Genomic DNA, 17,731 nt, shown 5'->3' on the forward strand with positions numbered 1-17,731 from the left:
GTCCGGACCCGCGTCCGGACGCCTCGCCGTGTCAGCAGGTCACAGGTCGGCGAAGCACGCCTGTGGCGACCAACCCCGGGTGCCGTCGTTGGCGATCAGCCGGACCCAGCCGTTGCCGTTGGACACGCCGCACGCGGTGTACCGGCGACCGAGGTCGTAACCCTCGTAGCAGCGGACCACATCACCCGCTCGGACGGTGCCGATGACCCGAAAGCTATCCCAGCCGCTGTAGACGTTCGCGCCGTACGTCGCGACCATGTAGCCGTTGGGGCAGTGCGCCAAGGCGGCCGGCGTGACGGAGGAACCGCTGTCCACGGCCGAAACCGCGCGGTCCGCTTCCACCGTCGACCACCCGGCCGACGGGCCCGCCGCGGCGCTCGCGGGGGCGGCCGCGGAGATCCCGGCGACCACCGCGAGGAACAGCATCACCAGCGTCCGGGTCAGGACGTTCATCTTCCTCATCGTGCCCCTCTCGTTGCCCTCTGTCGGGGTGCCGCCCGTGGTCCGGGCGACCGGGAGTCATCGTCGAGGGCCTTTCGTGTGAATTACCCGCGATTTCCCACAATGCGCTGGTCAGGGGCGGTATGTGTGCGGCTGCCTGCTACGCCTTGGTCTCGAAGGCGCCCGTCACGGCACCAGTGCCGCGACCGGCCGCACCAGCGGCGAGCTGGTGATCTCTCGACCAAAAACGGCTATCTTCTGTGACACTTTGACGTGCCAAGTCCACTGACCCCGCGAGAAGGGACCATCTGTGTCCGGAATGCTCAGCAGGCGTAGGGCACTCGCCCTCGGTGGTGGCGTCGCGCTCGGCGCCCTGGCCGCCGGTGCGGGAACAGCCACCGCGGCGACCGGATGGATCCGGCTGCCGATCATCACGGCCAACATCGGCCGCGACAACCTGGGCGCGCGCGAGGCGGCGATCGACGCCGTCCGCAACGCGGACCCCCTCGTGCGGCCGCTGGTCGGCTGGCAGGAGATCAACGAGGGCGACACCGGTGAGCCCGCGATGATCGACCACTACTTCGGCCCGCTGTACAACAACGCGTTCCTGCGTCACGACACGTCGTTCCGAGTCCCGATCTCGATCCCGCAGCCGTGGCAGGTGGCGAGTTCGAGGACGACGTTCGTGCACGGTGGCATCAGCGGGGTGACGCCGCCCCGCTGGATCAACGAGGTCGTGGTGCGTCACCAGAACCACCCCGCGCTCGAGTTCGCGCTGATCAACTCGCACTACATCGCCAACGCCTACAACGGTGACCAGCGCACCGACCTGCGCGACGAGTGGAACAAGCACAAGAACATCCACGCCGAGCGCGTGCTCGCCCACCACCAAGCGGGTCGCCTGGTCTTCTGGACCGCGGACACCAACAACCCGAACTACTTCAAGGCAACCAGCCTGGACGCCGAGCGCCGGTGCTTCAGCACCGGAATCGACCGCATCAACTGGCTGGCCGGCGACGGCACCGTCCAGGAGCAGTTCATCGACACCAAGACGGTGGACATGCGGGTGGACGGCCACGACGCCCGGGTCGCGGTCTTCCAGGTCCGCCTGCCCTGACACGAACGCGTGCCGGGCGGGTGTCGCCCCCGCCCGGCACGCGTTCGTCTTCGGGCACATTCACGCAGGTTCGAACACCTCACCCCGGTTGCGGGACGAGACGGCGGACGCCATGGAGATCACGGCGTCCGCCGTGGACTCAGCGGCGGACGCAGACGGTGGTGGTGCCGTCGCCGTTCCAGTCCCCGACAACCGGGATGTCACCGCCCACGCCGTAGCGGAAGCGGTGGGTGGCGTCGCCCGCGGAGTTGGCGTTACGCAGGTAGGAGTGGTCGGTGCTGGGGTGGTAGACGCCGATGGTGTCGGAGCCTGTGCCGCTCGAAATGTCATCGCCGCCGGTAGAGCGAGGGCGCCGTCGTCTTCGGGAGCATGGCCGGTGATCGTGTCCCTGCTATACAAGGTGACCCGGAAGCGGCTGTCCGTCCCGGCGTCGCTGCAACGCAGCCAAGCGGCGGAGGACGCTGAACTGCTCGTGCTGCGCCACGAGAACGCCGTACTCCGTCGGCAACTCGCCGGTCCAGTCCGCTACGTGCCCGCGGACCGCCCTGGTTCGCTGCCCTGTCCGCACTGGTGAATCGCCGCCGGTGGCGAGAGGTCTTCCCGGTCACGCAGGGCACCCTGCTCGCCTGGCACCGCAAACTCATAACCCACAAGTGGGACTACGCCGCGCGCCGACGCACCGGACGCCCACCAACCTCTGAATCCCGGGCGACCGACTGCGGTGACCCATTAACCGAGATGACCCGCTCACGTCACGCCACGGTCCTGCCACCGGTGCGCGACACGAGGTCACGACGGCGCGCCGTCACCACGTCAGGTCGGGCACGAGGGCGGCCACGCGGTCCAGGTCCTCGTCGTCGAGCGGCCTCAGGTGGGCGAGTGCGTTTCGCGTGTCCCTCAGGCAGAACAGCAGCTCCCTGTCGGAGCGGGACAGCCTGACCCGGGAGGTGGACACCGCCCACGCCATCGCGCCGAGTTCCAAGGTGACGCGACCGCCCCCCTCCTCGACGCCGGGTGCTCCGCTGCGGAACTCCCGGCCCAGCTCGGCGAGGATGGCTGTGCTCGCCCTTGAGCGGACCGTCTGCTCGAGCCGTGCCCGACAGCTGTCGACGAGCGGCATCAGTGCCCGGTTCTGCCCCCTCCACACGAGGTTGTCCAGGTCGACCGCGGAGCCGATCGCCCCGCGCACCGCAGGACTGATCCGGAGCTGCCCGTCCCAGAGTTCCAGGGCACCGGCGTTCCACGCGGGCCTCAGCTCCTCGGCCGGTCGCCCGCCACCGCCGCGCCGTCGCCGGGCGGCGTCCGGCGCGAGATCGTCCTGCGCGTGCGCAAAAGCGGCGATCCGCTCGCGGAGCGTGCTCCGGCGACCGTCCCACGACGACGCCAGCCCCTCCGCGAGCAGAAGGTCGGGACCGGCCACCTCGACGATCACCTCCACCGCCACGAGTTCCCGCACGTCGATCCGATGCGAGTGCCCCCGCGGTGCGACCCGGGGTCGGGTTGCCGCGGTGACCACCGCCGTGTCGAGCCGGTCGCACGCGCTCCACCACCAGTGCACCCTGGTCGTCACCGGGTCGACCTTGTCGAGCAGGCGGGACGGCAGGTCACTCGGCCTGGCCGCGACAAGCACCCTCGTGCGGTCCTCAGGTGGCACACCGTGTTCTTTCGAGGAAGCGGTCAGCCTGGTGAACACCGAGAACACCGAACCGCTCCTGCTCGACCGACTCGAGTTGACAGGCCGAAGATAGGTCGTCAATCAGGGACCACTTCGCAACCAGTCCCTGGACGATCCGCTCGGCGACCAGCGGGCGGGGTCCACGTTGTCCGGCTCACGGTGACCTACGCTCCCACAGCGTCCGCGCAGCATCCTCTCATGGTCCCCAGCCCGATCACATGAACGATAACTTCACCCGGTGGAGCGAACAACGAGGAAGATACGACCGCAGAGGTCAGCTCGTGTACCTGCGAGCGATCTGCGCGAACTCATATACGGCGGCTTCCAGGGCGTCGGCCATCTTCATCACTGACTCCGGCGCCCTATCCGGGTTGAACTTGCCATCGTCCTCTTGCACGAAACGCATCTCCCGGAGCTTCCGCTCCGCCTCGCGCAGCGCTTTCGCTGCGTTGATGAGTTTCTGCGGGCCACTCAGGTGCATCACCGCGACAGCCTGCCGCAACTCGTTGCGGGCCTCTCTGCACTTCTCCATCCACTCGTCCAAGTCCTTGCCGGTGATGCCACGGCGGTGAGCGCGGTTGAGAGCGAGCAGCCGAGTACGGGACGTCATAGTGGTCTCGACGAGCCGGGCACAACGCTCCGCCCGATCCTGTCGAACACGTGCGCGCCGGGCAGCACGGAGCTTGTACGGCTCCAGCGCGCCACCAACCACAACACCAAGTAGTCCTGCGAAACCCGCGACCAAGGCGGGGGCGACGGTATTCAACATAGTTGGACTGTCTCTCAGGGCACCGCGCTCGTTACCAACGTGCGGCAGTAAGCGTCCACCACCCCAAGCCCTGCGCCGATGGGGGCTTCGTGGTGGTCCCGCGGTCCGGGGCCTGTCCCGGAGTGCGGTGGTGGGCGAAGAAGGGCAGTGCGGCGGGTGAGTCGGGGTGCATGCCGCGCTGAGGTCGAGCCAGGCTGCTCGCCGTCCCGGCGTGCAGGTCCATTGACAGGCGCATGGGCTGGTCGATGGCAGAGCCAGGTCGCTGCGGCAGGGCACGGCGACCGGGCTATCGCCGCGGTCTGCCGGGCTCAGGCCGCTCACCGACGGAACGCGCCTTGTCATCCGACCAGGCGGTGCACACGGTGCAGAACGTCCTCAAGGAACTTCGGGGACGGTGAAGTGATGCAGCGGGCGGCGATGAGGTAGAGCAGGGCGTTCTTCTTGTTGCCGGTCGCGAGCCCGGCTTCGACAACTTGGTCGAGCCAGCCGGGCCATTGCGCTTCGAGCAGCGGTTCGAGGGTATCTTCGAGGACCGCGCAGCGTGCGTGCGCGGCGGTCTCCGGGAAGTCTTCCTCCTCGTCGGCCTCCAGGTAGGCCAGCATCCTACGGTTGTCGGCCGCGTCCTTAAAGGCCTGCATGGTGATGTCCTGCTCGATCACCCGTTCCTGCGCATCCGCGCGCTGTTGCCTTTGTTGCCGTCGAATACGGCGTAACAAGGGACGCCCAGCTCGGACAGGATGGCGTGCGCGAGCATGACGCCGTGCTTGCCGCCCATGTCGACGACGGTGATGCCTCTGCTTAGCAGCGAAGTCACCGTGGATTCCTCGGCGAGCCCTTCCAGCACCGCTTTGTCACTGGTGCCCTCGACCAGCAAGGCGGCGTTGGAGAACAACGGCTCGGAGAGCTTGGTGGCGGCGACCGCGTCGAGCTGTGACCGGACGTTGTGGTGATAACCGGACAGTCGCTTCTCCACCTCCGGGATGGACGTGAACCTGTGCCGTTCGAAAAGTCATCGCTGCTGGTAGAGCGGGGTGTCGCCGCGTTGAGACCATGTCCGGGTGATCGTGTCCCTGCTGTACAAGGTGACCCGGAAGTTGCTGTCCGTCCCGTCGGTGCTGCTGCGCGGCGAGGCAGCGAAGGACGCCGGGCTGCTCGTGCCGCGGCACGAGAACGCGGTCCTTCGTCGGCAACTCGCAGGCCCGGTCCGCTACGAGCCCGCGGACCGATTCTGGTTCGCCGCTCTGGCCTGTGGGGTTCCACAACTCTGCATCTGAGCGCTGAGCTGCGGTGATCGCACATCATGAGCCGTAGAGGCAGGATCGCGAGGTGTGGTGCTACGACTGCTGTACCTGATCTTCGTCCGGCTCGTTGGCTGGCTGGTTCTGCTCGGCCGGTCATCGGCGGCCAAGGACGTAGAGCTGCTGGTATTGCGGCACGAAGTCGCCGTACTACGCCGCACCAACCCCCGCCCGCGACTGGAGTGGGCCGATCGCGCGGTGCTCGCCGCCCTGGTGCGCCGACTCCCCCAGATGCTGCGCGAGCACCGTTTGGTGACACCTGGCACCATCCTTCGATGGCACCGGCGCCTGGTCGCGAAGAAGTGGACCTACCCCCACCGCACCGGCCGCGCACCGGCCGACGACACCGTCGTGGCGTTGATCGAGCGTATGGCCCGGGAGAACACCGGCTGGGGCTACCGCAGGATCCAAGGTGAGCTGCTCAAGCTCGGCCACCGGGTAGGCGCTTCAACGGTTCGCCGCGTGCTCAAGCGCCTGCGGATACCACCCGCGCCCCAGCGCGACACCGACACCTCCTGGCGACGATTCCTCCGCGCCCAGGCCGCGAGCATGTTGGCCTGCGACTTCTTCCACGTCGACTGCGCGGTCACCCTCAAGCGCGTGTACGTCTTCTTCGTGATCGAAGTAGCCACCCGCTACGTCCGCATCCTCGGCGCCACCACCAACCCCGATGGTCCTTGGACCACCCAGCAGGCCCGCAACCTGCTGATGGGCCTGGCCGATCGGGCCGACGACTTCCGGTTCCTCATCCGGGACCGGGCCGGCCAGTTCACCGCCTCGTTCGACGCTCTCCTCTCCGGCGCAGGCATCAAGGTCGTGAAAATCCCACCACGCTGCCCGAGAGCCAACGCCCACGCCGAACGGTTCATCGGCACCATCAGACGCGAAGCCACCGACCGACTACTCATCATCAACGAACACCACCTGCGAGCGGTCCTGGACCGCTACACAGCCCACTACAACCACCGCCGACCCCACCAGGCGCTACAGCTCGCACCACCGCGACCGGACCAGCCGATCACGGAGCCGCGCTGCACCTCGATACGTCGCCGACCAGTCCTCGGCGGCCTCATCAACGAGTACGAACCCACAGCCGCCTAACCGCAGGTCAGGCCATGTGCCTGACTCTTGGTACCCCACAAGTCGGTCTCGCCATGTTCGCCGTCGGCACCGGAGTCCGTTCCTTCTCACGCAGGGCCGAAGCCGAACGGCGTGGCGGTGCCGCCGACGCGATCGGGAACCAGCGCCTGCTCCTATCCCTTCTGACCGGGTTCGGCATGGTCGGCGCCGCCGTCCCGGTCTTCGTCCTGCTCGGTCGGCCGCTCGGATTCGACATCGCCGGCGATGCGCGGCCCGCACCGGGTGAGTGGGCGACAGGCACCACCATCACAGTGGCCGTCGCCGTCGCGGCAGCGGGCGTTGTCGTTGCGTCAGCGACCAGGCCGGGTCCCGAGGTGGACGACCGTCTACTTCGGCCCAATGGTGTTGCGGTTGTCCTCGTGGGCGTCGCGAACGTGGGGCTCGTCCTGCTCGTCATGCACGACGTCCTCGCGCACCGGCTGATTTGGCCCTTGCCGGTCGTGCTGTACATCGGGGTGCTCGCGGTGCTCGTCGGGGTGATGTACGGAGAAGACCTCATCACGACGCCGGTGCGGCTGCAGCTGCTCCGACCCGGTCCCCGGGCTTGGGTGTTGACCGTGCTGGGTGGCACCACGGTAGCCGCGCTGACGGTGTGGATGATCGAGCGGCAACTGTGGGTGGGTCCGTGGCGCGGGGTCACCTTCGCCTCGGCCGCTCTCACCCTCGGGCAGTTCGGCCTGGGCCTGCTTTGCGTCGTCGCCATCCACTTTGTACTCGCTGCCTCCTCCTCGCAGACACAACAGATCACCGTGAACAGTCCGACGGTCAACGTCTGTCAAGGTCAGCCGCTGTACGCTTTTCTTGCGGCAGCCACATGCTGGCTCCCCAGCATCCTCCTAGCGCGCTTCGTGCCTGATATATCGCAAAACGTCAAGCCAGGAGTCGCGTTTCTTGTGCTGTCTTGGGTACTCTACCGAGTCTACCTGTACGCCATCAACATGAACGTACAGCACTTCGACGACGAGTTGAAACGTAGAATACCCAGGCTCGATCGCCTGACTGTCGCCGAAGACGAGCCGAAGACGCTTCACGATGAATTCCTTGCCCGCCTCCGCAGGCATCTCAATTGGCAGGACAAAGGTGCTCGGGTCCTGTTCGTCGCATCGATTGTATGGCTTCTGGTGGGGGTCGCCGTTACCAGGGGGTGGTTGGAGGAACACCTACCGAAGGAACGTAATGAGCTTTCGCCTCTGCCGTAGGCAGGTGAAGGTTACACCCGCTAAGAGGCCGATCGCGGCCACGCTCACCGCCGCGGTCGTCACCTGGCCGGCGTGGGTGTCGGCACTGACCCGGTTGTCGAGAAGCACGAGCGCGGCGAAGCCCCCGTCGGCGGCCAGCGCCACCCCAACGGCCGAGCCGGTCGAGAGCCAGTCGACGCTCCCAGGAGCGGCTCCGACGGCACGGACGATCACCGAGGTCCACAACGCCGCGAACGTGGCCGACATGACGACCAGGTACACCGCGTGGTAGGCACCTGCGGCGTTGAAGCGGTGCGGTTGCGGCAAAGTCCAGTTCAACCTCGGTGAGTCGTCGAGCAACCACAGGACCTGCGTGGCCCCGCCGGCGAGCGCGCCCAGCGCCGCCGCCGCACCGCTGATCAAGCGGTCCCGCTCGACAGGAGGCAGACCGGCCCGCGCCAGGACGAGCGCGCCGCAGGAGACCGGCAAGAGCAGGCCGTCTCCCAACGTAGCGCTTCGATATGTCCACAGATCGGGAAGACCTCGAGTCGAAGAGCGGGTCGCAAGGGAGAATGCGAGCAACGCTCCGAATCCGCCAACGCCGGTGACCACGCTCGCCAGCAGCGCACGTCCGACAGCTCGACGACTCCATGCGTTCACCATTCGGAGTCTAAGCCTGCGCGGCCAGCCCTGGGCTCGACCAATCTCAAGTTGAGGAAAGCTCCTTGACACGGAGGTCACGCGCGAAGGTGGGCGCGGCATGGCTGTGCCTGCCGATAACCGCATCCATGCAGGTAGAGGACGCGCGGTGCCCTGAGAGGTGCCAGAACTCTGCAATGGGGCGTTGAGCTGCGGCAATCGCACACCATGAGCCGTGCAGGCATGATCGCTAGGCATGGCGTTACGACTGATGTACCTGATCTTCGTCCGGCTCGGACAGCTCTTCGGCCCGGCCGCCACCGCGCCGCTGGGCCGTTCAGGTGATAGCTGTCGCGTCCCGGAACGTTCTCGCTACCCGCCGGTATAGATCAAGTACTGCGGCGGGCACGGGCGAGAGGACAGCGGTGGGGAACTTCCGGGTCGAGTACCAGGGCCGCGAGATCACCGGTTACTGGGCAAAGCGCTTGGGCTGCCTCGGGATCCTCGTGATGTTCCCGGTCATGGTGCCGCTGCTCTTGGCCGTGGTGCTGCTGTACGCGATGGTGGGGGCGATGTTCGCGGCGTTCAGCCTGCCCGAGGGGACCGCGAAGCTCGCTGCCCGGGACGGGTGGGCGTCGCTGCGGTGGCTGGTAGACGCCAGTGCCGTTGTCAACGCGGCCCTGCCAACGTATCCACTGCTGCTGACCTGCCTCGTCTGGGCGACGGGGGTATTCCTGCTGGCGGTCCTCGCCCTCGCCCGTGCGACACCATGAACCCGCGTTCGCCGTCGTCGCGCTGCTCACGGCGCCCCTCGCGGCAGCCGGGCTGCACGCGGTGGCGTGGGTGGGCGCGGCGGTGCACTGGGTGGTCAGGACCATCGGCCCATGGTTCTTCGCGGCGTCCGACTGGGTCCGCGGCTGGGACTGGTGGGTGTGGGGGCTCCTGGTGGCCATCGCTGTCCTGTCGGGAATCGCGACCTTCTGGGACGAGCCGGTGTTCGTGTTCGTGCTCGGGGTGGTGGGCTTGACGGTCGCCTGGACCGCCTTGGGTATCGGGCTCTGCCTGCTGCTCGTCGGCCTCGTCTTTGAGATCCCGTTCTTGATTTTTCTGTCGGCGCTGGGCGCCCTGTACGCGCTCGGGCAACTGGTCCTCGACCAGCTCATCGGGACGGCGAAGGCGGGTTGTGGGCGCCGGGGCGTGCTGCTGGGCGCGCTGGGCGTCGGCACGTCCTGGTCGATGCTGATGGTCGTCGGCAACGTCGGCGGGAGCCACGCCCTCTACCCCCAGGTCGCGCGCGACTGGGTGGCGAACACCCTGATGGGCAACAACCCGCCGCAGTTCGACGCGTTCATGGCCCTGGTCGTCGTGGCCGGATCGGCACTCTCGGTCCTGACCAACGTGTACCGCATGCGCGAGGAGCCCACGCGGCAGCAGTTCATGCGGGCAGCCGTGTTCAGCCTCTACAGCATGGCGTTCGCCATGGTCATCGCCTCGATCGGGCACCGGAGCGAGACCGGCGGGGGCCGTCAGGACTGACAGGCGCGTCAGCCGGGGCGGTAACGGTCATGCCCGTGTCGAGCTCGCCCAGCTTCTCCGGCTCGACCATAAGCAGGCGCAGCATCCGTGATGCCACTCAGCGGGATGAACCTTCGACGGCGATCAACCCGAGACTTGACCCGCTAGCCACCAAATCTTCACACGGTGGTAGGAATCGATCTGGGGCTACCGCCGCATCCACGGAGAACTCCTCGTCCTCGGCATCAAGGTCGCGGCTCCACGGTGTGGCAGATCCTCCGGGACGCCGGGGTCGACCCGGCGCCCGAGCGCACCACATCCGGCACCTCTCGCCCGGTCCGACTCTGCCACACCCTCTGTAACCACGAAACACCGACCAACCCTTGCACGACCACCAGCCACACGGTCCTCAAGAGCACGGACCGGCTCTTCGGAGTCGCAGAAGTGCTCACCCTGAAGCACGACCTGACCACCATGCCGTTCACCGCCGTTGACCTGCGGTTTCACGCCGTTCAGTGCCGTTGAGCGCGGTTCGAAGAGCACTTCAGTGTGAACGAAGCCGAAACAAAGCCTCTACCGGCACAAATAGAATTAGCGCAGGAAAAACGCGGCTATTGGGTGCCGTTGAATGCGGCTCGACGCCGTTGAACGCGTCCGACGGCTCCCATTTTGCTCCCACCGCCCGCTCCTACATGCTCCTCAAGACCCCGAACCACCAATCGGATTAGGAACCGTGGTCGGGGTCGAAGGACACCCAGGTCACCAGCAGCACGTCCACCCGGTCCTGGGAGGTCAAGAGCAGGTAGGTGATCAATCCGAGTCCTTGGCCGAACGGGAGGTGGAACAGCCCGCCATCCGGATTGTCCGGGTTGAGCGGGCTGCCCCGCTCGGGCACCAGGGTCAGGACCTCGAACGCCTCGCCCAGCGCGACGAGCGCCTCGGGTGGAAGCTCGCGGATCTGCTCCTGCGCACCAGGATCGATGTCGAGGGTGTACGCCATGATCGTCGTCGACCGCCGCCTGGACTACTGGCGACTACAGACCCAACTCCGCCCGCAGTTCGTCCCACGACACACTGCCCGGCCGGGAGGCACCCGTACGACGGACCGCGACGGTGGTGTCCACCAGCCGACGGGCCGCCTCCAGGTTTTCGCAGGTCAGCAGCGCAACTCGCCGCCACACCTGCAGGGTCGACCGCAACTGGTCCAGACGCAGAGTCCGCCGAGCCGCGGTCAGCGCGGCATCGAAAGCCGCATCGAACTCGCCGGCATGCTCCGGCAGCAACGCGGCACGGATCAACTCCGGCGAACCGAACAGTGCGGCAGCCTTGCCATCGCCCACCCACTCGGGCGGGGACTCCAGACCATCCACGTCCGCCACCTGGCCAACAGGCCGGTCAGGCTCGGACGAACGGGCAGCCGGAGAGCTCACACAACAGATAGTAGACCCAACCGCTGCCACCGAACGTCGGGACACCACCGCAACCCAGGCACCATACGCCAAGGTCCCCGCAGGCGAACACGCCAACCGCGGTGCCGGTACGCCGGACGCTGTACACAGCAAGTCGTCCTCCAGGCCGCACACTCGACTGAGGCGCGGCGTCGATCGCCACTCGGGAGGTAACTGTGGGATGCCGATTCCGCGCCGGGAGGCCGAACTGCATGAAGGCACCTGACCTGCATGGATGGAATTTTCGGCAAGCACAGCCCTGGACAGGCGAGGAGGCGATGTGAGTCCGGTGGTCATCGGCCTCGACCCGCACAAGCGCTGGGCCACGATCGGGATCGTCGACGGTCGGGAGCGAACGGTCGGGCAAGGGCGGTTCGGCACGGACAACGACGGCTACCGACGGATGCCGGACGAAGGCCGCCGCCGGCCGGACAGGGTCCGGGCGGTCGAGGGGTGCGACGGTGTCGGCAAGCACCTGGCGCAGCGCCTGGTCGCCGACGGCGGACCGGTCGTGGACGTGCCCGCGAAGCTCGCGGCGCGGGCACGGGTGTTCGACACCGGATACGGCCGCAGGACCGACGCCACCGACGCCTGCCTGGTCGCCCTGGTCGCACTGCGGACCGACGGCCTGAACCGTGTCGTCGCCGACGACCACACCGTGGCCCTGCGACTGCCGGTCGACCGGCGCGACGAACTCGGGCGTGCCGGGATCGAGCCGCCGCCACCGGGACCGGCGCCGCGCCCGCTCGGCGCGGATGAGATCGGCCAGGCGGACGAGGGTGTGGTTGGACAGCGGAATCGCGGCAGGGTACGACAGCACGGTGAGGCTCCCGGTTGGGGCATCGGATCTTGGTTGACTGCTGTCTTACCGGGAGCCTCGCCCACCGCGCCCACCACTCAGCCTGCGCCGTGACCTGCGACGTCACGATGAAATGGCTCAAGGAAGTCGACGGCCTGTCGACACGTTGGAAGGCCGGGCGTACTCGACCTGCGGCTGGAACAACTGCACACCCTGTGCTCGCGGGCGCTGGCCGAACTGCGCGGACCGTGGTCGTTGGAGGCCCGCCTGTCCGGCCCGGAGATCGGCAAGACCTACTGGGCACCGCACCGACTCGCTTCCCCGGAGGCGATCACCGGTCTCAAGATCGCACTCGGCATGCACCGGCGGCGCCTCGCCTCCGGACAGGCCGCCTCCGGACAGCCAGACCCGGCAGGCACCGCAGAGCCAACCGGCGATACCCGACAAAGACCGCTGCGGCGCCGGCGACCTATCGCAAGATCGACCCGTGCAGACTGCACGACATCAAGGCCGCCGAGGAGGTGACCGGTGACCTCGGCGACTCGATCCTGCCCACCTCCGATGGTCTCAACCGCTCCGAACTGCACCTACACAGCGCAGAACACCGCACAACGTGGCGGCTCAAGCCGGTCCGGCAGGCTGGTGATCGCGCATGAGGCTGTTTCCCGTGCGGCCAGCCTCTACAACGATTCCGCTCAGCTGGGAGTGGTCGTGGAGAGCCACTTCTGCGTGGCGTCGGACGGCGCGCTCGTCCAGTACATCGACCCCGCGCCGTTTCGATCGAGACGCGGGCCAACGCCGGTGGCATCCACGGCGCTGGAACGAGGCGCGGCTCGTGACGCTGCGGCGGCGAACCTCGAGCCACTGTCGCACCTCGTCGTCACCGAGGCCGCACGCTCGGGTGAAGGGGTCGACGAACCTTTGCCTGGGCAGGTGGAGCGGCCGAGGGTGGTCGCGATCATGCTGGCCGGGAGGGAATCCCGATACGTGGCGATCTTCCCTTCCAACTGCCGGTAGGTCAGCCCGGACCAGGCTCGCAACGCACGCGGTGCCGCCGTGAATTCCGACGGGGTGCCGGCCTCCGTCGGCTGTGGTGACGTCGCCAGCGACTCGGCTGACCCCCTCCCTGGCTCACCGTCCCAGCATGGCGGACCGGTGCAGTGCGGGCGAGCGCCGATCCAGCGGACCGGGCTGGGCTGTTCGGGTGTGTTCACGAACGGATCGAGCAACGTTCCGAACACGTCCGAACGGCGTTTCCGTTGCCGACGCGGCGGACCGCGGACGACACTCGACCGCGTCGACTCCGATCGACCTCTCTCGGGGGAGAGAAATCCGTTGCGGCCTCCGCCGGCCAAATCGTCGACGCGCGCTGCGGCCCTGGGGCGCGTCATGGTGCCGGACGCCACCCGTTCCGGGACCGGACTCGTCATGGTGCACGTGGCGCCTCGGTTCGTGACGCTGGGCGCCCGGAGGAAGAGGGGACCATGCGTGAACAGAGCTTTCCCGCTGGCGTGACGCCGGGGCACACCGTGAAGACCGAGGCTTCGCTGCACCCGCCGTGCCGTTCCGGCGGCCACCCCGCCCGTGTAGTCGGAGGGCCCACGGCCGTGGTCGGCGAGAACAGTACCCGGCGCCCGGCGACCGGCATCGCGTTCAAAGCCGATACACGGGTGTGCACGCGAGCGGGACTCGCGGACTCCAGCGGGGCGATCACCTGGCACGACGGCGATCTCGCCTGTGTCTGGATCGAAGCCGCATAAGGTCCGCCGGGCGGTTCACCGCAGCCGCCCCGGCGACCGGAAAACAAAGTTCTGGACCTGTTGTTCCGACCAGGGGGATCCTGTTGAGCACATACTTCCGGAGACGGGGCCCGACCATGGCCGCGGTAGTGGGGCTGGTCGCGTCACTGGCCGTTACCTACCCCGCCATCGCGCAGCCACCCGAGTCGTCCACCACCGATCCCGTGCACACCGCGTTGGCCGAAGCCGGCCGGAAGCAGGCGCCGGTCGAGGTGCCCAGCCTGCACACCGAGAACTCCACCACGGTCGCCAACCCCGGCGGCCGGACGTTGTCCACCACCGTGCACGCCCATCCGGTGCGGTTCACCGCGGCCGACGGCTGGCGCGCGATCGACCTCACCCTGGTCGAGAGCGGCGGTGCCGTCCGGCCCCGTTCTGCCCGGGACGACGTGCGGCTGTCCGCGGGCGGCGACACCGTGCTGCTGTCGGTGCGTGACGCGGACGGCAAGGGCACCACGGATCTCGCCGCGCCCGCGGTGCTGCCCAAGCCCGTGCTCGATGGGTCCACGGCCACCTACCCCGCCGCCTACGGCCCGGACACCGACCTCGTCGTAGACGTCACCCCGGCGGGCATCCGGCACCGGATCGTCGTGCACCGGCGGCCCGACCGGCCGGTCTCGTTCCGGCTGCCCGTCGCTACCGGCAACGGCATCAGCTACCGGGCGCGCGAGGTGCTGGACGACGGCGCGAAGGTCGCCGACCTCACCCCGCCCGTGCTGCTCGACGCCGACAAGTCGGCCGGTGACGTCGCGGTCGCCGTCGACGACCAGGGCACCGAACTGACCTACACGCCCGACGCGGCCTTCCTCGCCGACACCGCCACCACCTACCCGGTCACGATCGCGGGCAACCCGACGCCGTGGTTCGGCCCCGGCTTCCCGACCGACGTGTTCGTGGCCACCGACTCGCGCTACGCCACGGCCCGCTCGACCCAGTACCGGCAGGAGATCCTGGCCGGGCGGCACAACTGGGACGGCGCCGTCTCCACCTACTATCTCTACCGCAGCTACCTGAAGTTCAACCTGGACAGCGCCCCGTTCTACGGGCGGCCCATCCTCAACGCCGACATGCGGCCGTGGAACTACATCACCAGTCAGTGCGGCTCCGCCGCCGGCGACATCGTGGTGCGGCGCGTCACGGGCAACTGGGCGCTGGACGCCAACAGCCCGGTCGACCTGCGGTGGAACAACCAGCCGTCGGTCACCACGGCGGGCCAGGGCGTGAAGGCGGGCGGCGTCGGGCGCGTACTCAAGCGCGATGGCAGCTACCAGTACTGCTCGCAGCCCGCCCAGGAGCTGTACTACTCGATCGAGGGCGTCGTGCAGGCGTGGGCCGACGGCGCTCCCAACTACGGCCTCCAGGTGGCCGCGCTCAACGAGAGCAGCGGTCCGTCGAACTTCCGCGAGTACCTGTCGTCGGAGTGGAACGGCGTGGACGGGCGCGGGCCGGTGCTGTTCGTGGAGTACGAGGCGCCCGAACCGAAGAAGGCGGTGCCGTTCTATATCCCGGGCCCCGAGACCGACCCCGCGCCGACCGAGCAGGAGATGGCCGACCACAGCGACGGCCACGACGAGGCGCCGTACGTGCCGGTGCTCACCGAAGAGCAGGCGTTGCCGTTGCGGCAGAACGCGGACCAGGCCGTCAAGCACGACTCCGGCTACGGCTTCTACCCGCCCGACGACGCCACCCGCGAGCAGTGGGTGGACGACCTCGACCTGCCCGCCGCCGGGTGGGAGCCGGAACCGGACACCACACCGCCCGCGGTCGCGTGGACCGATCCGTCCGCCGGGCAGACCGACGTGCCCTTGGCCGCCACCGTGACGGCGGTGTTCGACGAACCCGTCACCGACGCCACGCTCGTCGTCAAGGATCCGGGCGGCGCGGCGGTGGGCGGCACGGTGTCGACCGGGGAAAGCACGGTGACGCTCGCGCCGTCGGCGCGGTTGACGCCCGCCACCGCCTACACCGCCGAGGTCGGCGGCGCGGTGGACGGTTCAGGCAACGCCATGGCAGCGCCGCACGCCTGGACGTTCACCACCGGCACCGCCGACCCGACTCCCGAAGGTCTGGTCGCCGCGTACGGCATGGAGGAGGGCTCGGGCGACGTGGTCGCCGACCGGTCCGGGAACGGCAACACCGGCACGGCGACCGGACTGACCCGGCGCGCCGGGCGGTTCGGCGAGGCGCTGGCCTTCGACGGTCTCGACGGCAGCATGGTGACCGTACCGGACAGCCCGTCGCTGCGGCTGTCCACCGGTATGACGGTGTCGGCCTGGGTGCTTCCGGAAGCCGTGGACGACTGGTCCACGGTACTGATGAAGGACCACCAGCTCGGCTCCGCCTACGGCCTCTACGCCTCCAACGGCGACGTGCCGTCGGTGTGGCTGGCCGACGACGCGGACCACACCATCCTCGACGGCCCGTCACCACTGCCCACCGACGAGTGGAGCCACCTCGCCGTCACCTACGACGGTGCGGTGGTCAGGCTCCTGCTCGACGGCGTCGAAGTGGCCTCCGCACCACGCACCACCCCGCTCGACACGGCCTCCGGCGAGCTGCACATCGGCGGCAACGGCTCTTGGGGCGAGTTCTTCCGGGGCGCGATCGACGAGGTCCGGATCTACGACCGGGCACAGACCCCGGAGCAGGTTCAGGCGGACATGGACACCCCGGTCGACCCGTCCGCCGCGCCGATGCGGGCCGCCGCCGCGCCGACACCCCACCCATACGGGCACATCAACCACGATGCGTGCCGTACCAGGGCACCTGGCGATAACAGCGTCCGCCGCTACGTCAACAGCAACTTCTCGGTCTGCTACAGCGGACGGGTCGGCGAGAACATGCTCAACGCGCAGGACGCGCCGACCGGCGAGTGGTGGCGGTCCTACATCTCCATCACCGTGCACAGCTACGTGGGCGACGCGAGCGGTAACGCACGTGGCCTGCCCGGCGCGACCAGCAGGCAGATCAAGGTCTCCATCAGTTTCAAGGGCTACGACCACAGGAACTGGGTGACCGGGATCCACCGGCCGGTCGTGGTGAAACTCAACCCCACCGCCAACTGCACGGCAGACTTCCCCGACGGGATCAGCCAGTCCGCGTACTCGTGGATCCACGGCGGAGAGCGGACGATCATGCTCACCTCGAAGTCCACCGCGCTGCCGGAATACCGGGAGATCTGCGCCATCAAGCCGTCAATCCTCTACCCCGAGTCCGAGGGCAAAAGGCACAACTGGCTGGACGACGACCGGCTGGACTTCCGCTGCGACAGCGTCAGCCTGAAGGACTACAAGGGCGGCTGCGTGGTGTGGTCCGTGCGACCGGTCTTTGTGCTCGACGGCAACGCCAACGACGGGAAGGCGAAGAAGACCGCAGAGCACATCTGGACTGCGCTGCACGACCCGCAGAACACCGACCCGAAAGCGCCGTCCGGTCAGACCAAACGGATACCCGGACTGGTCGACCTGTCGGATCCCGGGTGCGCCGGGGCAAAGGGCTGCCTGACCCGGACCACGTCCAACCGCAAAACCACCGGATCGGTGGCCTACAAGAACTACCAGCGGGCCCGTGACGAGTGCGAGCTGCTGAGCAAAGCGGGGGTCAACAAGCCGTCGTGCGACGAGTTCCCGTTCGCCTCCACGCACGAGGGCGGCGCCTCCGCCGGCATCCACTTCTCGGTGAAGATCGTGCCGCTGGGGGACAACTGTAGCGGGGGTGCGCACATGACCAGCTGGTACCGGACCAACCGCATCCTGGAGAAGGATCCGTTCTGGGTGGACGCGATCAAACAGGGGCAGCCGGTGCCGCCGGACGTGATCCTGCCGACCGTGACACCCGACGCGTTGGAGGAGTGCGATCTGCTCTGAGACTGTCGTCCGTGACGTGGCCGGGGTCGCAGGTAGCTACCTGCGAC

The 17,731-nt window shown here is 68.1% G+C and carries 16 protein-coding genes and 2 pseudogenes; 9 read left to right on the forward strand and 9 right to left on the reverse strand.

What is annotated here, in order from left to right; all coding sequences use genetic code 11:
• Positions 1-39: 39 nt before the first annotated feature.
• Positions 40-453, reverse strand: a complete 414-nt coding sequence (locus tag AB0I91_RS43470; RefSeq protein WP_498781469.1) for an SH3 domain-containing protein — start codon at positions 451-453, stop codon at positions 40-42.
• Between the two features lie 307 nt (positions 454-760).
• Here AB0I91_RS43470 and AB0I91_RS43475 point away from each other — a divergent pair, with 307 nt between their 5' ends.
• Positions 761-1,558: a hypothetical protein gene (locus AB0I91_RS43475; RefSeq protein WP_499610815.1), complete on the forward strand. Its 798-nt coding sequence runs from the start codon at positions 761-763 to the stop codon at positions 1,556-1,558.
• A gap of 805 nt (positions 1,559-2,363) precedes the next feature.
• On the opposite strand, the gene AB0I91_RS43480 is transcribed toward AB0I91_RS43475, so the two are convergent.
• The 4 genes from AB0I91_RS43480 to AB0I91_RS43495 all read right to left on the reverse strand — a co-directional run bounded on the left by AB0I91_RS43480 (position 2,364) and on the right by AB0I91_RS43495 (position 4,975).
• Positions 2,364-3,188, reverse strand: coding sequence for a hypothetical protein (locus AB0I91_RS43480; protein ID WP_499642090.1), 825 nt, complete (start codon positions 3,186-3,188; stop codon positions 2,364-2,366).
• Between the two features lie 319 nt (positions 3,189-3,507).
• Entirely contained in the window at positions 3,508-4,002 is a 495-nt protein-coding gene (locus tag AB0I91_RS43485; protein WP_498781464.1) for a hypothetical protein, read from the reverse strand.
• A gap of 338 nt (positions 4,003-4,340) precedes the next feature.
• Positions 4,341-4,661, reverse strand: a complete 321-nt coding sequence (locus AB0I91_RS43490) for a hypothetical protein (protein ID WP_499642092.1) — start codon at positions 4,659-4,661, stop codon at positions 4,341-4,343.
• The gene (locus AB0I91_RS43495) at positions 4,658-4,975 is read right to left on the reverse strand and encodes a TOPRIM nucleotidyl transferase/hydrolase domain-containing protein (RefSeq protein WP_499642094.1); all 318 of its coding nucleotides are present in this window, start codon (positions 4,973-4,975) and stop codon (positions 4,658-4,660) included. Before AB0I91_RS43495 ends, AB0I91_RS43490 begins: the two co-directional genes overlap by 4 nt.
• Positions 4,976-5,060: 85 nt before the next feature.
• Between AB0I91_RS43495 and AB0I91_RS43500 the strand changes: the two genes are divergently transcribed.
• Genes AB0I91_RS43500 through AB0I91_RS43510 form a run of 3 tightly spaced genes read left to right on the forward strand, consistent with a single transcriptional unit; the run spans position 5,061 to position 7,639 of the window.
• Positions 5,061-5,276, forward strand: a complete 216-nt coding sequence (locus AB0I91_RS43500) for an integrase (protein WP_498781460.1) — start codon at positions 5,061-5,063, stop codon at positions 5,274-5,276.
• 57 nt (positions 5,277-5,333) lie between these two features.
• Complete coding sequence (locus tag AB0I91_RS43505) at positions 5,334-6,401, forward strand: integrase core domain-containing protein (RefSeq protein WP_499642096.1); 1,068 nt, start codon at positions 5,334-5,336, stop codon at positions 6,399-6,401.
• Between the two features lie 53 nt (positions 6,402-6,454).
• Positions 6,455-7,639: a hypothetical protein gene (locus tag AB0I91_RS43510; protein ID WP_499642098.1), complete on the forward strand. Its 1,185-nt coding sequence runs from the start codon at positions 6,455-6,457 to the stop codon at positions 7,637-7,639.
• On the opposite strand, the gene AB0I91_RS43515 is transcribed toward AB0I91_RS43510, so the two are convergent.
• Positions 7,601-8,278, reverse strand: a complete 678-nt coding sequence (locus tag AB0I91_RS43515) for a hypothetical protein (RefSeq protein WP_499642100.1) — start codon at positions 8,276-8,278, stop codon at positions 7,601-7,603. The genes AB0I91_RS43510 and AB0I91_RS43515 overlap by 39 nt on opposite strands.
• A 404-nt stretch (positions 8,279-8,682) precedes the next feature.
• Between AB0I91_RS43515 and AB0I91_RS43520 the strand changes: the two genes are divergently transcribed.
• On the forward strand, positions 8,683-9,030 hold the full coding sequence (locus tag AB0I91_RS43520; protein ID WP_499642102.1) for a hypothetical protein: 348 nt from the start codon (positions 8,683-8,685) through the stop codon (positions 9,028-9,030).
• Positions 9,017-9,793 carry a hypothetical protein gene (locus AB0I91_RS43525; protein WP_499642103.1) on the forward strand — a complete coding sequence of 259 codons (777 nt, stop codon included), beginning with the start codon at positions 9,017-9,019 and terminating at the stop codon, positions 9,791-9,793. Before AB0I91_RS43520 ends, AB0I91_RS43525 begins: the two co-directional genes overlap by 14 nt.
• 703 nt (positions 9,794-10,496) lie before the next feature.
• Here the strand turns inward: AB0I91_RS43525 and AB0I91_RS43530 are convergent.
• Both AB0I91_RS43530 and AB0I91_RS43535 read right to left on the reverse strand, forming a co-directional pair.
• Positions 10,497-10,772, reverse strand: a complete 276-nt coding sequence (locus AB0I91_RS43530; protein WP_499642105.1) for a hypothetical protein — start codon at positions 10,770-10,772, stop codon at positions 10,497-10,499.
• Between the two features lie 34 nt (positions 10,773-10,806).
• On the reverse strand, positions 10,807-11,142 hold the full coding sequence (locus tag AB0I91_RS43535) for a DUF6247 family protein (protein ID WP_499642107.1): 336 nt from the start codon (positions 11,140-11,142) through the stop codon (positions 10,807-10,809).
• Positions 11,143-11,455: 313 nt separating this feature from the next.
• Between AB0I91_RS43535 and AB0I91_RS43540 the strand changes: the two are divergent.
• A pseudogene (locus AB0I91_RS43540) lies at positions 11,456-11,857 on the forward strand (IS110 family transposase); the annotation flags it as partial.
• 66 nt (positions 11,858-11,923) lie between these two features.
• Here AB0I91_RS43540 and AB0I91_RS43545 read toward each other — a convergent pair.
• A pseudogene (locus tag AB0I91_RS43545) lies at positions 11,924-12,040 on the reverse strand (IS5/IS1182 family transposase); the annotation flags it as partial.
• Between the two features lie 621 nt (positions 12,041-12,661).
• Between AB0I91_RS43545 and AB0I91_RS43550 the strand changes: the two are divergent.
• Positions 12,662-13,036 (forward strand): hypothetical protein, encoded by a 375-nt coding sequence (locus AB0I91_RS43550; RefSeq protein WP_499610681.1) that lies wholly within the window; start codon positions 12,662-12,664, stop codon positions 13,034-13,036.
• 859 nt (positions 13,037-13,895) lie between these two features.
• Complete coding sequence (locus AB0I91_RS43555; RefSeq protein WP_499642109.1) at positions 13,896-17,684, forward strand: LamG-like jellyroll fold domain-containing protein; 3,789 nt, start codon at positions 13,896-13,898, stop codon at positions 17,682-17,684.
• Positions 17,685-17,731: the final 47 nt, after the last annotated feature.

This window comes from Actinosynnema sp. NPDC049800 (assembly GCF_040656635.1).
In the GTDB taxonomy this organism is placed as follows: domain Bacteria; phylum Actinomycetota; class Actinomycetes; order Mycobacteriales; family Pseudonocardiaceae; genus Actinosynnema.

Excerpts from the sequence above, each read along its gene's own strand:
- AB0I91_RS43470 (WP_498781469.1), bottom strand. The coding sequence starts at position 453 with ATGAACGTCCTGACCCGGACGCTGGTGATGCTGTTCCTCGCGGTGGTC.
- AB0I91_RS43475 (WP_499610815.1), top strand. The coding sequence starts at position 761 with ATGCTCAGCAGGCGTAGGGCACTCGCCCTCGGTGGTGGCGTCGCGCTC.
- AB0I91_RS43485 (WP_498781464.1), bottom strand. The coding sequence starts at position 4,002 with ATGTTGAATACCGTCGCCCCCGCCTTGGTCGCGGGTTTCGCAGGACTA.
- AB0I91_RS43510 (WP_499642098.1), top strand. The coding sequence starts at position 6,455 with ATGTTCGCCGTCGGCACCGGAGTCCGTTCCTTCTCACGCAGGGCCGAA.
- AB0I91_RS43530 (WP_499642105.1), bottom strand. The coding sequence starts at position 10,772 with ATGGCGTACACCCTCGACATCGATCCTGGTGCGCAGGAGCAGATCCGC.
- AB0I91_RS43555 (WP_499642109.1), top strand. The coding sequence starts at position 13,896 with ATGGCCGCGGTAGTGGGGCTGGTCGCGTCACTGGCCGTTACCTACCCC.